The sequence below is a fragment of the Escherichia sp. E4702 genome (genome assembly GCF_963883545.1).
Classification (GTDB): Bacteria; Pseudomonadota; Gammaproteobacteria; order Enterobacterales; family Enterobacteriaceae; genus Escherichia.
On record NZ_CAWORF010000014.1, the window covers coordinates 325,738 to 338,548 of the forward strand.

The window sequence follows — 12,811 nt, forward strand, 5'->3', positions numbered from 1 at the left end:
TGATTAATGTCATGGGCTGCATCATTATAAATTATTTTAAAACGCAGGGGTTGTGAACATTATTCACAAAACGAATATATATAACTGCTCTATAAAAGAAACAGTTCATTTATTTGAAGAGGATAATTATGATTATCGGTATCGATCTCGGGACGACTAACAGTCTGGCAGCAGTCTGGCGAAATGGACAAAGTGAACTGATCCCCAATGCGTTAGGCAAGTTTTTAACGCCCAGCGTAGTTTGTGTTGATGAAGATGGTATAGTTTTGACTGGGGAGGCAGCTCGTGACCTGCAACTCATCAAACCACAAAACTGCGCAGCCAATTTTAAACGCATGATGGGCACATCAAAGACGTTTAAATTGGGCGGACGTGAATTTCGGGCAGAAGAACTCTCATCGCTGATATTACGTCAGCTAAAAGAAGATGCTGAAAGCTATTTAGGTGAAAAGATAACAGAAGCAGTAATTAGCGTACCTGCTTATTTTGGTGATGTACAACGCAAAGCAACAAAATTGGCAGCTTCAATGGCAGGCTTAAACGTCGAACGTTTAATTAACGAACCAACCGCTGCTGCACTGGCGTATGGTTTGCATAATAAAGATGATGAACATCAGTTTCTGGTATTCGATTTAGGTGGTGGTACATTCGATGTCTCCATACTGGAGTTGTTTGACAACATTATGGAAGTACGTGCCAGTGCCGGGGATAACTTTTTAGGTGGTGAAGATATTGTCGATATCCTGATCGATGCATATTGCTCACGTATGGATCTTCCTGAAAATATTGAATGGCGTGAACCGACACTCCAGCGCCATTTACGCATTGAAGCGGAGCGTGTGAAACGCGTGCTTAGTATGCGCGACGAAGCTACTTTCAGTATGGAGATTGAAGGAAGGCGATATTACTGGCATCTGACCACAGAAAAATTTGAATTTTTATTACAGACCTTTTTCGAGCAAATCCGTATGCCACTGGAACGGGCAATTCGCGATGCCAAAATTAATATTAGCCAATTAGACCAGGTCGTTCTTGTGGGTGGCACTACACGTATGCCGCTGATTCGCAAACTTGTGACACGACTTTTTGGTCGTATACCGGCAATGCATTTAAACCCTGATGAAGTCATTGCTCAGGGCGCGGCTATTCAGGCCGCACTTAAAGCGCGCCACAGCGAATTACAAGATGTAGTAGTGACCGATGTTTGCCCTTATACGCTGGGCGTTGATACCTCTAAATCGCTGGGGCATACCCGCGAATCGGGCTATTTTGCACCCGTTATTGAGCGTAACAGGAGTATTCCTTGTAGTCGCGTTCGTGCCTTTTACACGGCACATGATCAACAAACAGAGGTTAATTTTAAAATCTACCAGGGTGAAAGCAGGATGGTGGCTGATAATATTTTCCTTGCGGAGTTGTCAGTGAATGTTCCCCCAAAACCGGCCGGTGTTGTGCGTATTGATGTTCGTTTTACGTACGACATTAACGGTATTCTTGATGTCGATATCAGCGTGCCACTGACAGGGGCTAAAAATAGTCTGGTTATTGAACAGAATCCAGGGGCATTAACGGAAGAACAAATACAGCAGTCGTTGTCCAAATTAAGCCTGTTAAAAATTCACCCACGCGATGAACAGATAAACCAGGCCTTTATTGCCCGTCTTGATAACCTCTATCAACTTACGCTTGCGGAAACACGAGACTGGATAAGCAATTGCTCTCGTCAATTCAGTTATCTACTCGAGAAGCAGGATCCTGATCAACTTGCTGATTTTCGGGCTAAAGTTGAACCTACATTAGACTCTCTGGAATGGGAGCGTCTGCAATGAACTGCTGGGAAATATTAGGTTTACAACCTGGCGTGGAAGAACGAGATATTAAGCGTCGTTATGCGCAACTGGTAAAAAATTGCCGCCCGGAAGATTCTCCCGAAGCCTGGCAACAATTGCACGATGCTTATGAACAGGCTTTACGTTATGACGACGAAGAGCTGTGGCAAGAAGATGAAGAAGAACAGTGGCAAGAAGAGGAAGAAGAGCAACCGATCAATATGTCCAGGGGTATTGTTCATCCTCGTCCTGTGATGACATTTCGCGCACCCAACACCTTTTCTGGTCATCCACTTCCAGACATCGCTGTTAAATCAGAAGGGGAGCTCACCTGGCAAGCCGTGCTGGATATGCTCTTTGAGGAGAATGAAGCTATTCCCGAACACGCCCCCATGCAACTTGCTAAGGCGTTATCTTTCCTTGAGCATAAAGATCTCAGCTCACGAATGTGCTTTGAAGAAGCGTTATTACTGCATCTTCATCGGGTATTCCGGCCACTATTAACTCTCGCTGCATCACAAACGTTCAGATGGCATTTAGTTGCAGGCAGTCGTCAACCCGTAATCCAGACAGAAATTAACGAAAGTTGTCTTCTTTATTATCGCATCGAAAAACAAATTACCCCTTTCTTTGCCAGTAACTTGTCTCCACTGGAAGAAATGGAAAACGGGAAGGAAATGGCTACGATTTATCAATCATTAAAGGATAATGAAGAGAGCCTGAAATGGTTTGATATCGCAGTATTAAATAAAGTTGCTGAATTTGAACTGTCAGACAATTATATGGCATTGTTAATAGAGCGCTTATCATATTCCTGGCGAAAAGAAAAAATGATTCGCAAGTGGAAATTAACAGAACGCTTCAATAATTTAGCGATGCAACATCATAGTGGATATGAAAAGTTGTTAAATGCTATAAAATTAAAAGGTCTTTATTATTATCCATCTTCTGTATTCCAGTCTTGCTTACATGCTGCAGAGCAAGGCTATTCACTTGCCTGGTATTCTCTTGGCAAAATGTATTACGAAGGTGATGAGGTTTCACAGGATCTAAAATTAGCCTTTAACTGGTTTACCCGCGCCGCGCAGCATAATGTTATCGATGCTCAGTATGCGTTGGGCGTTATGTATAACGATGGAAAGGGGACGGACAAGAACATTAGTGAGGCAAGAAAATGGTTTTTACTTGCAGCCGAAAATGGCAAAACATCTGCGCAATATGAACTTGCCTGTATCTCTCGCTTTGCTGTTGAGCCATTACGAAATTATGAAGAAGCATTACGGTGGTATTTATCTGCCGCTACACAAGGACATGAACTGGCCCAATATGAATTGGGACAAATGTATATACAAGGTATTGGTGTGGCGCGTGATGAGGTGCAGGCCCATCGTTGGTTTTTGCAATCGGCGGAACAGGACCATCCTGACGCACAATATCATACAGCCAGGTTGTATAGTGAAAGCGAAAAAATTCCTCAGGATCCGGAAAAAGCATTGTACTGGTTTACCCGATCTGCAAAAAATGGTTCCGGGAATGCCATGTATGAATTGGGAAAATATTATTTAACCAACAATGATGATCCTGAAAATAACGCTGAGGCTATTCAATGGCTTACTGGTGCAGCGCAGCGTGGGCGAATAGAGGCGATATTTTTGTTAGCCGAAATGTATCTCTACGGTACAAAAGATGTCGCAAAAGATGAAAATCATGCGCTGCACTGGTACGAAAAAGCGGCGCGTTTAGGGTCGACCGAAGCGCAACACCAGACTGCGGCAATGTATGCTCAGGGGACAGGCACTAAAATTGATAATAAACAAGCATGGATGTGGCTAACAATTGCCGGAAATAACAACCCCTGGATTGAAAAAGATGCGTTGCGATGCTTAATGTCGGAACAGGATATTCAGGATGCAGAACAAACGGCTGCAAATTGCAAACGTCTGCTAAGGATTTAATTAACTCAGGGAAAATCGTCTGGTTATAAGGAAAACCAGACGATTGTAATAACGATTAAATCACGCCCTGGCTTAACATCGCATCCGCAACCTTCACAAAGCCCGCAATGTTCGCGCCCTGCACGTAGTTGGTTTGCTCACCTTCACCACCATGTTCAACACAGGCATGGTGGATATCCAGCATGATGTGATGCAAACGTGCGTCAACTTTCTCGGCTTTCCAGCCCAGGCGCGCAGCGTTTTGCGCCATTTCCAGGCCCGATGTTGCTACACCGCCAGCATTAGCCGCTTTACCCGGAGCAAACAGTACGCCTGCCTGCTGGAACAGTTCAGTCGCTTCGATGGTGGTTGGCATATTTGCCCCTTCGGCGACGGCTTTAACGCCATTGGCGATAAGCTGATGCGCGGCATCTACATCCAGTTCGTTCTGGGTGGCGCAAGGCAGGGCGATATCAACCGGTACGGACCACGGCTGTTGGCCTTCGAGATAGACCAGGCCAAATTCTTTGGCGTAATCTGCCACTCGACCATCGCGGCTGGCTTTGATTTCGATAAGACGCGCCAGTTTCTCTTTCGTGAATCCGCTTTCATCAACGACAGTGCCGCTGGAGTCTGACGCAGTGACCACGCGGGCACCAAATTCCATCGCTTTTTCGATAGCATACTGGGCAACGTTGCCGGAGCCAGAAACGGAAACGCGCATCCCTTCAAAACCCATACCGTGGCGTTTAAGCATCGCTTCTGTGAAATAGACCAGACCGTAGCCGGTAGCTTCCGGGCGAATAAGACTGCCGCCAAAAGAAAGACCCTTACCGGTGAAGACGCAGGCGGTATTGTTGGAGAGCTTTTTCATCATCCCCGCCATAAAGCCGACTTCACGACCACCAACGCCGATATCACCTGCCGGAACGTCGGTATCCGCGCCCAGGTGGCGATACAGTTCAGTCATTAGTGCCTGGCAGAAACGCATCACTTCGCCTTCGCTTTTCCCTTTCGGGTCGAAATCGCTGCCGCCTTTACCACCGCCCATCGGCAGGGTAGTCAGGGCATTTTTGAAGGTTTGCTCGAAGCCGAGGAATTTGAGAATGGAGAGGTTAACTGACGGATGGAATCGCATACCGCCTTTGTACGGGCCGATGGCAGAGCTGAACTGCACGCGCCATGCTCGGTTGACCTGCACCTGGTTGCGATCGTCAACCCATACCACGCGAAACTGGATCACGCGCTCCGGTTCAACCAGACGCTCCAGTAATGACATCTGGCGATATTTGGGATTTTGTTCAAGAAAAGGCCAGAGTGTGGTCATTACTTCACGAACGGCTTGCGCGAACTCGGTTTGATTCGGGTCGCGCTTTTGTACATGGTTGAGGAATGACTCCAGAGAATATGTCTGATCCATAGATATAAAACCCTTATATATTAAGACGATTGTGCGTATGTTGTTTGTTTTGCAGTTTTCGACTATACCATCAAGAATGTGACGGTAAGCAAGTAAAAAATGACACCGGAAAGCAAATTAATAATGTGAGGAATTTATAAACGCCGCCTAATGTCGGATACATCTTCTTCGGCCTACCAAAATGGGGACATTTGGTGGATAAGGCATTCACGCCGCGTCCGGCAACCAGACGCTAAAGTTTTCCCGCCAGGTTACCGTTATCAGTAGCAGAGACAACGAAATATAAGGAGTTTCCAGTGAGTCGAGCATTGTTCGCCGTAGCGTTGGTATTCCCGTTTTTTGCGCTGGCTAATCAGCATTATCGTCCGGATGTGGAAGTGAATGTGCCGCCGGAAGTGTTTAATTCTGGCGGACAGTCGGCGCAGCCCTGTAGCCAGTGCTGCGTTTATCAGGATCAAAACTATTCTGAAGGGGCAGTGATTAAAGCAGAGGGAATACTGTTGCAATGCCAGCGGGATGATAAAACCATTAGCACTAATCCGTTGGTCTGGCGGCGCGTAAAGCCATAAACGCCTGTAAAAGCGGAATGTCAGCAGGGGCCAGCGGATATTGCATTGCCTCCTCTGGTGCACACCAGACCAACGCCTGATGTTCATGTGCCTGTAACGTCCCGTGGAAATCGGATACGTGCCAGGCATGAAGATGGATAATCCGCCCTGAAACTTCCCGCTGGTGGCTGGCAACATATTTCCCGATGATAGCATCGATACCGAGCTCTTCACGCAGCTCGCGTATCAGCGCCTGTTGCTGGCTTTCTCCAGGTTCGACTTTACCGCCAGCAAATTCCCATAATCCCGCTTGATCGCTATGCGCAGGGCGTTGCGCGATTAAAATTTTGCCATCCCGTTCGATAATGGCGGCAACAACATCAATCACTTTCATAAATTACACACGGTCGAATACAGGAAAAATGCCATAATATCCGCAGTGTTGCCCGAGCTGAAGGGTTTTATTTCTTAAGGAGTATCCGTGTTAGACCGCCATCTTCATCCCCGAATTAAGCCTTTGTTGCATCAGTGCGTGCGGGTTCTGGATAAACCAGGCATTACACCAGATGGTTTAACGTTAGTGGGATTTGCCATCGGCGTGCTGACACTGCCGTTTCTGGCACTGGGCTGGTATCTGGCGGCGCTGATTGCCATTTTACTGAACAGGTTGCTTGATGGTCTGGACGGTGCGCTGGCGCGGCGCAGAGGGTTAACCGACGCGGGGGGCTTTCTCGATATTTCGTTGGATTTTCTTTTTTACGCGCTGGTACCGTTCGGGTTTATTCTCGCCGCACCGGAACAAAATGCGCTGGCGGGCGGCTGGCTGCTGTTTGCGTTTATCGGCACGGGCAGCAGTTTTCTCGCATTTGCTGCGTTGGCGGCGAAACATCAGATTGATAATCCCGGTTATGCGCACAAATCGTTTTACTATCTGGGCGGGTTAACAGAAGGCAGCGAGACGATTTTGCTGTTTGTTTTAAGTTGTCTCTTTCCGGAATATTTCCCGTGGTTTGCATGGATATTTGGCGCGCTTTGTTGGATGACGACATTAACGCGGATTTGGAGTGGGTATCTGACGCTGAAGTCGCTTCAGCGTCAGTAATTGCCGTGTTATTGGCTACTGTCCGGGCCGCGTTCACCAGTTGCTACCGGATTTTTTGGATCGCTGCTCCATTCGTACCAGCCACCGTCATAAACGGAGACGTTATTCCAGCCCATGGCGCGTGCGTACATAAAGGTTTCGGACGCGCGCCAGCCGGTGCCGCAGTAGAACGAGACTTGTTGATCCGGCAGGATATTCCATTCTTTCCACATTGCCGCGACGTCATCGGCAGTACGCATGGTGCCGTCTGGGTTATGGAAATCTTCCATATGCGTTGAATCGCTGCCTGCATGGCCCCAACGTGCGCCTGGAATGTCACCTTTTGGCTTGATGTAGTCATAGCCGCTGGTGGTGCCGATAAATTCCGCCCAGGAACGTACGCTGACCAGTGAGGCATCCTGGCGATGTAGCAGTCCACGCGCCTGTTCCATATCGAGCATCAGTTGCGGTTGTGCCGGGATCTTCGCGCCGAAATCCGGTTCCGGTTTCACTTTCGGTGGCGTACCGCGCTCAACGGGCAGACCTGCGTCGGACCAGGTTTGCCAGCCGCCATCCAACAGTCGCACATCTTTCACGCCAGCGTAGAGCATAATTTGCGCCACGCGCGCTGCGGCGTAAACATCACGCCCGTACAGAATGACCGTGGTGTCGTGACGAATGCCGTGCTTCGCCAGCATTGCTTTAAGCTGTTCGTCAGAGACTTTATTCCACAGTGGTTCGCTTTCCACTTCGTTGGTATCGATGTAGTCAGCGCCGGGAATATGGCTGATAAGGTAAAGCTTAGGAGCGCCCCAGGCCGCTTCAATGACTTTCCAGTCACCCGCAGGTTTCGCCGTAACTTCTTTACCTTGTTGCAGGTCATGCAGCCATTGCGGATAAACCAGCTGCTCAAAGTGAGGCAGTTTTTGCAGTCGGGAAGGTTCGCTCAGTGCATCACTCAAGATAGAGATATGTGTAAAGCCTGCTTTTTGTAGTCGCGTTTTGACGGCATCGACATCTTTGTCATTACCGTACAGCGCCACCGGGGTATCCGTTTTCAGGTTATGCAGCTTGATCCACTCGCTGAGCTGCTCGGTGCTCATTTTGTCGAGCCAGCTAGCAGAAAGGTTTAAGGCGGCAGGTTCATGACCGGAAGGGCCATTTAAGGTTTGTGGCCAGCCGTTATAAAACGCGCTGGGGCGAGTATCAATCGCTTTGCCATTTTGTTGTTGAAGCTGGTCAAGTGTAAGAGGCTTCGCCAGTTCAGCGGCCCACGAAGAAGCGCAAGCCAGCCCTAAAGCCATTGCCAGCGCGGTCATTTGAGAAACACGTTTCATCGAAAATCCCGACATTGTAGTTTTGAGTGCGCCATTCTGAACTGACGCATTTGGAAAAACTTTGCGTTATCGCAGTTTGTTGTAATTTTCTGACCACTGCGTCATATCCATAACGGGACTATCGGCAGGAACATCCTGAAGATCGTGGGTTACCTGAACGACGGGGATCGCCAGGTCGCGAACTTCATTGAATACCCACTGACGAAAATTATCGCGCAGAGCAACGTCAAGACGGCTGAACGGTTCATCAAGCAATAATGCCTTTGGCTGTGCGAGAAGGGCGCGCAGCAGGGCCACCCGCGCTCGCTGACCGCCTGATAATGTCGCAGGGTCCTGGTGATAAGTTTCAGCCAGTCCCGCTCGCTCAAGCGCGTCTTTCACGGCATTGCGCCTGGCTGTCCCCTTGAGCGTCGACGGTAGCGCCAGCAGTAAATTTTGTCCGACGCTGAACTGGTCAAATAACAGCGCATCCTGGAAAAGAATGCCAATCTGACGCTGTGCGGTAGGCAGGGTATCGATACGTTGATCATTGAGCCATAGCTCGCCTGTACAAGAAAATTGCCCGGCCAGCGCACCAATCATCCATGAAAACAGAGAAGATTTACCGCAACCAGACGGGCCCATTAACGTGACAATGTCACCTTTATTGACTGTAAAGTTAACGTCTTCCAGTAAACAGGTTTCAGGCAAACGCAGCGAAACATCTTTCACGCAGAGCATTAGCGGAGTCCTTGTCTGATAAAACCTACCCATTTTGCGACTAACGCGGTCAGGGCAAAAATAATAAGTGGCAAAAGCAGTTGCCATAGGGCCTGGGTGGCGAGAATGCTGTTACTACCGCCGCTACTTAACGCTACCGCTTCGGTGGTGAGCGTCGAGAAACGTCCGGCTCCCAGCCACAGCGTTGGCATATACTGCGCAATACTCACTGAAAATCCGACAGCGAAGGCAATCAGCGCAGGGCGCAGCATTAGCGGACATTTCACGTAAAAGAAGGTTTTGGCCCGTGACCAACCCAGCGTCTGCGCAATCAATATTAATCGTGAATCGATGCGCCGCCAGGCCGGTTGCAGGATAAACAACATCCACGGCATCACCCACAGCAGATGCCCCCACACCACCGCCGTCCAGCTACCATCCAGGTTGAGCCATAGCGCCAGCGTGTACTGGCCCGCCACCAGCGGCAAGGCGGGTAATAATATGGGCAACCATAGCCACAACTGGCGACGCTGTGGCCCCCATTCCAGCCACAGCAGCAACAGAACCAAAGCGATGAATGTCGCCACCAGTCCCATCGTCAGGCTATTGAGCAGCGCCTCGTTATTGATCGTCGACTGATTCGCGAGGATCGCCAGCAGAATCACACAGAGCACGCCAGTTAAGGGTAACAACTTCGCCAGCATCTTCCCTGGCAATAAAGGCGTGGCTGGCATGCGAATGCCATCTTCCCGGGGGATCGTACATCGCCAGGCGCGCCATAATAGATAACCAAGCAAAACGTAGGCGGCGAGTAACAGCATCAGCAGCAGGCTGGCAAGCGCGCCTTTTGTTTGTTGGTCAATGTCGCCCTGGGTTAACCACTGCCAGCTAATTACCGCCAGCGTCGGTGGATTACCTGGCCCAAGAATAATCGCTACATCCACGACCGAAAGCGACCAGGCGACAATCGCCAGCATCGCCATTGCCAGTGCAGGTGCGACGGAGGGCAATAACAACCAGTTCAGGCATTGCCAGCGGCTGTAGCCCAGCGAATCCAGTACAATAACTTGCTGTACCAGGCGTTTTTCACTCAGTGCTGCCAATAAGATCCACAGCAGAAATGCGCTTTCTTTCACCGCCAGCGTGAAGCCCAGCCCAATACCCAATTTGTCCATTGGCGGAGTGAAATATGGGAAATAGTCATAAAGCAGCCCTCCGTCAGCAAAGAGCAGCAGGGCGCTGGTGGCAAAAGCCACGTGGGGGATGGCGAGTAGCCACGGCATACGGGCGCACAGATGCTGCCATTTCGGCCCAGGCCATAGCGCTACTATCACCAGCAGGGCAATAAACAAAGCGCCGACCGCCGCGATGGTTGTCGACACCAGTGTTGCCAGTAATGCCTGCGGTAGCTGCGGATCGGCAAATAACGCCTGCCAGTGCGTCAGCGACATGGCAGGTGTTATCAGCGTGAAAGCCGACGGTACCAGCGGTGCGTAAATCACCGCCATCACCACCCACAGCAAAGAAATTAATGCGTACCGTAACGGCGTAGCCATTCTTGTTCCAGCGCATTTACCCAACCAGCATGCGGTTCCGCCAGTACCGGCGGCAGATCCTGCGGCATTCTTGATTGCAATGTTTCACGCTGCCCGGCAGGTAGTTTTTGCGGATCGAGAACCGAAGGATCGCCCCAGACAGCGGGATCCGCTTTACGCAGTTGTGCTTCAGGTGACAACAGGAAGTTGGCGACGACTTTTGCCGCAGCACTGGCAGTTGCGTTGGCTGGAATGGTGACGAAATGCACGTTGCCAATCATTCCCTCGCTAAAGCCAAAGCTGTAACTGCTGGTGGGTAAATCGCCGCTGGCGATTTTTTGCTGCGCATGAGCAGGATTAAAAGTCAGCGACAGGCGCAATGTGCCGGCTTTCAGCAGAGCATCCATCCGCGCGGGCGAAGGCGGGAAATCCTTTCCTTCGCGCCACAAATACGGATGCAGTGCATCAAGATATTGCCACAAGGGCGCAGTGACACGGGCGAAAGTGGCATCGTCCGGCGCTTTTTTTAATGCAGCGGGATCGGGCGTCAGCATAATCAGCAGCTGTTCAAGAAACGCGGTGCCGGTAAAGTCCGGTGGGCGCGGATAGGTAACCGTACCAGGGTTGGCTTTGGCAAATTCCAGCAAGGATTGTGGCGTTTTCGGTGGCTGTGGTGTCTGATCGCGTCGGGCGATAAATGTCAATTGCGCGCCGCCCCAGGGCGATTCTGCACCTTCTGTAGGCACTGAAAAATCTTCCCGCACCGGCTGCTGTGTGTCGACATAGCGCCAGTTGGGCAGAGTCTCCGCCCAGTCAGTTTGCAGTAAATTAGCCTCTTTTAAGGTACGAAAGTTTTCGCCGTTCACCCAGAGCAGATCCACCGAGCCGCCCGTTTTGCGTCCGGCAGCAGCTTCGGTCTGAATGCGCTTCACCGCGTCTGCGGCATCCGCCAGACGAACAATCTTCAGGTTGATGGCGTAATAGGTTTTCATCTCGCCGCTAACCCAGTCGAGATAACGGTTAATTGCGGTATCGCCGCCCCAGGCGTTAAACCAGACGGTTTGCCCTTTGGCCTCATTTTTAATTTCCTGCCAGTCACTGGCATGGGTTGCCAAAGAAAACAGCGATAACAATCCCAGCAACCACCCACAATGGCGCATCATCTCTCCTTAAGAACGTTTTTCAGGAATACGGCACAGCCCCTGAGCGGGGATCGCCAGGGCAGAATTAAAACGAGCTGACAGATTTTGCAAGCCGATCAATGCCGTCAGCTCGGTGAGCGCCTGGGCGTCAAAATGCGTAGTCAGTCGGGTGCGCAGGGCATCATCGACCGTTGGCGGCGTTACGCTTGCGGCTTCGGCGTACTCCAGCGCCAGCCGCTCTTCGTCGCTGAAGAGCGGGCTTTGTCGCCAGTTAGCTACCGCCAGCAATTTATCGGTGCTGCCGGTACGCTCGGCGACTTTCATACTGGTGATATCCACGCAAAACTCACACAGACACATTTGCGCGATACGCGCGCTGACAAGCGATCGTACCACTGGATCGAGCGGTGAGCGTTTGCGCTCCAGCCAGCCAACAAACATCGACACCAGATAAAAGATAAACGGGATCCGCCCCCACCAGCGAATGGGGCTTAGCACCTCGCCGTAATGGCGACTGTGCAGCCACGCCTGCGGACGTAAAATGAAAGGAATTTTGCTAAGCGGCGGTAAACCCATCAGGCATTCCTCTTCTGGCGCTCAAGCCATATTTTCTTCGCCATAAAAATCACCACGGTCAGGGCAAACAAAATAAACAGTCCGGAGACAAACCAGAAAGTACCGCCTGTTAACATGCTGCCCGCCCAGGAATAAACAATAGTCGCCGGTAACTGACCAAGCCCGGTGGCGATAAAAAACGAGCGAAAACGTATTGAAGTCAAACCGGCAGCATAGCTGATTGGATCGAAAGGGACAAAAGGCAATAACCGACAGACCAGAATGGTGTGTTTGCCGTAGCGAGTGAAAAAGCCGTCCATACTGTCAAGCACGGTTTTGCCGGTTAATTTTTCCACCACTTCGCGGCCCATCACTCTGGCGATAAAAAAGCACAGCGCCGCGCCGGCCATCGAACTGGTCCACGACAGCAAGCCGCCCCAGAACGCGCCAAACAGCGACGCATTGGCAAAGGTGATCAAAAACGCAGGTAGCGGTGCAGCAATGGCCTGTAGAATCATCAACAAGAACGAAACAACTGCCGCCAGTGCGCCGTAAGACTGAATAAAGCGTTCTATACCCTGTTGATCCACGGCGGCAAACGCCGCAACGCTGCGATTGATAAACTCATGGACGCCGGGAAGCAGCGCCCATGCCAGCAGCATAGCGAACAACAGGATGATGAGGGTTATGCGGTAGTACCAAATTTTACGCGATTGCATCTTCATCATCCT

12 protein-coding genes are annotated in these 12,811 nt (G+C 50.4%); 4 read left to right on the forward strand and 8 right to left on the reverse strand.

Annotated features, from left to right (window positions below):
* Nucleotides 1-128 precede the first annotated feature (128 nt).
* Both AACU94_RS07655 and AACU94_RS07660 read left to right on the forward strand, forming a co-directional pair.
* Complete coding sequence (locus AACU94_RS07655; protein WP_135489197.1) at nucleotides 129-1,829, forward strand: Hsp70 family protein; 1,701 nt, start codon at nucleotides 129-131, stop codon at nucleotides 1,827-1,829.
* Nucleotides 1,826-3,784, forward strand: a complete 1,959-nt coding sequence (locus tag AACU94_RS07660) for a J domain-containing protein (RefSeq protein ID WP_135489198.1) — start codon at nucleotides 1,826-1,828, stop codon at nucleotides 3,782-3,784. Before AACU94_RS07655 ends, AACU94_RS07660 begins: the two co-directional genes overlap by 4 nt.
* 55 nt (nucleotides 3,785-3,839) lie before the next feature.
* Here AACU94_RS07660 and gdhA read toward each other — a convergent pair whose 3' ends face one another.
* Nucleotides 3,840-5,183: an NADP-specific glutamate dehydrogenase gene (gene gdhA / locus AACU94_RS07665; protein ID WP_135489199.1), complete on the reverse strand. Its 1,344-nt coding sequence runs from the start codon at nucleotides 5,181-5,183 to the stop codon at nucleotides 3,840-3,842.
* A gap of 296 nt (nucleotides 5,184-5,479) precedes the next feature.
* On the opposite strand from gdhA, the gene AACU94_RS07670 reads away from it, so the two are divergent.
* Nucleotides 5,480-5,752 (forward strand): YnjH family protein, encoded by a 273-nt coding sequence (locus AACU94_RS07670; RefSeq protein WP_130218835.1) that lies wholly within the window; start codon nucleotides 5,480-5,482, stop codon nucleotides 5,750-5,752.
* Here AACU94_RS07670 and AACU94_RS07675 read toward each other — a convergent pair.
* Complete coding sequence (locus AACU94_RS07675) at nucleotides 5,718-6,125, reverse strand: pyrimidine (deoxy)nucleoside triphosphate diphosphatase (RefSeq protein ID WP_135489200.1); 408 nt, start codon at nucleotides 6,123-6,125, stop codon at nucleotides 5,718-5,720. The genes AACU94_RS07670 and AACU94_RS07675 overlap by 35 nt on opposite strands.
* Before the next feature lie 87 nt (nucleotides 6,126-6,212).
* Between AACU94_RS07675 and AACU94_RS07680 the strand changes: the two genes are divergently transcribed.
* Nucleotides 6,213-6,833 (forward strand): CDP-alcohol phosphatidyltransferase family protein, encoded by a 621-nt coding sequence (locus AACU94_RS07680; RefSeq protein ID WP_135489201.1) that lies wholly within the window; start codon nucleotides 6,213-6,215, stop codon nucleotides 6,831-6,833.
* An 8-nt stretch (nucleotides 6,834-6,841) separates the two neighbouring features.
* Here AACU94_RS07680 and ynjE read toward each other — a convergent pair whose 3' ends face one another.
* The 6 genes from ynjE to AACU94_RS07710 form a co-directional block, all read right to left on the reverse strand.
* Complete coding sequence (ynjE, locus tag AACU94_RS07685; protein WP_135489202.1) at nucleotides 6,842-8,149, reverse strand: thiosulfate sulfurtransferase YnjE; 1,308 nt, start codon at nucleotides 8,147-8,149, stop codon at nucleotides 6,842-6,844.
* A 66-nt stretch (nucleotides 8,150-8,215) separates the two neighbouring features.
* Nucleotides 8,216-8,869, reverse strand: a complete 654-nt coding sequence (locus AACU94_RS07690; protein WP_135489203.1) for an ATP-binding cassette domain-containing protein — start codon at nucleotides 8,867-8,869, stop codon at nucleotides 8,216-8,218.
* The gene (locus tag AACU94_RS07695; protein ID WP_135489204.1) at nucleotides 8,869-10,404 is read right to left on the reverse strand and encodes a thiamine ABC transporter permease; all 1,536 of its coding nucleotides are present in this window, start codon (nucleotides 10,402-10,404) and stop codon (nucleotides 8,869-8,871) included. The genes AACU94_RS07690 and AACU94_RS07695 overlap by 1 nt, the downstream gene beginning before the upstream one ends.
* Nucleotides 10,377-11,543: an ABC transporter substrate-binding protein gene (locus AACU94_RS07700; RefSeq protein ID WP_135489259.1), complete on the reverse strand. Its 1,167-nt coding sequence runs from the start codon at nucleotides 11,541-11,543 to the stop codon at nucleotides 10,377-10,379. Before AACU94_RS07700 ends, AACU94_RS07695 begins: the two co-directional genes overlap by 28 nt.
* A gap of 9 nt (nucleotides 11,544-11,552) precedes the next feature.
* Nucleotides 11,553-12,101, reverse strand: a complete 549-nt coding sequence (locus tag AACU94_RS07705; RefSeq protein WP_135489205.1) for a carboxymuconolactone decarboxylase family protein — start codon at nucleotides 12,099-12,101, stop codon at nucleotides 11,553-11,555.
* On the reverse strand, nucleotides 12,101-12,808 hold the full coding sequence (locus AACU94_RS07710; protein WP_135405816.1) for a TVP38/TMEM64 family protein: 708 nt from the start codon (nucleotides 12,806-12,808) through the stop codon (nucleotides 12,101-12,103). Before AACU94_RS07710 ends, AACU94_RS07705 begins: the two co-directional genes overlap by 1 nt.
* Between the last annotated feature and the right edge of the window lie 3 nt (nucleotides 12,809-12,811).

Coding starts and splice junctions, on each gene's coding strand:
- AACU94_RS07655 (WP_135489197.1), top strand. CDS start 129: ATGATTATCGGTATCGATCTCGGGACGACTAACAGTCTGGCAGCAGTC.
- AACU94_RS07660 (WP_135489198.1), top strand. CDS start 1,826: ATGAACTGCTGGGAAATATTAGGTTTACAACCTGGCGTGGAAGAACGA.
- gdhA (WP_135489199.1), bottom strand. CDS start 5,183: ATGGATCAGACATATTCTCTGGAGTCATTCCTCAACCATGTACAAAAG.
- AACU94_RS07675 (WP_135489200.1), bottom strand. CDS start 6,125: ATGAAAGTGATTGATGTTGTTGCCGCCATTATCGAACGGGATGGCAAA.
- ynjE (WP_135489202.1), bottom strand. CDS start 8,149: ATGAAACGTGTTTCTCAAATGACCGCGCTGGCAATGGCTTTAGGGCTG.
- AACU94_RS07690 (WP_135489203.1), bottom strand. CDS start 8,869: ATGCTCTGCGTGAAAGATGTTTCGCTGCGTTTGCCTGAAACCTGTTTA.
- AACU94_RS07695 (WP_135489204.1), bottom strand. CDS start 10,404: ATGGCTACGCCGTTACGGTACGCATTAATTTCTTTGCTGTGGGTGGTG.
- AACU94_RS07700 (WP_135489259.1), bottom strand. CDS start 11,543: ATGCGCCATTGTGGGTGGTTGCTGGGATTGTTATCGCTGTTTTCTTTG.
- AACU94_RS07705 (WP_135489205.1), bottom strand. CDS start 12,101: ATGGGTTTACCGCCGCTTAGCAAAATTCCTTTCATTTTACGTCCGCAG.
- AACU94_RS07710 (WP_135405816.1), bottom strand. CDS start 12,808: ATGATGAAGATGCAATCGCGTAAAATTTGGTACTACCGCATAACCCTC.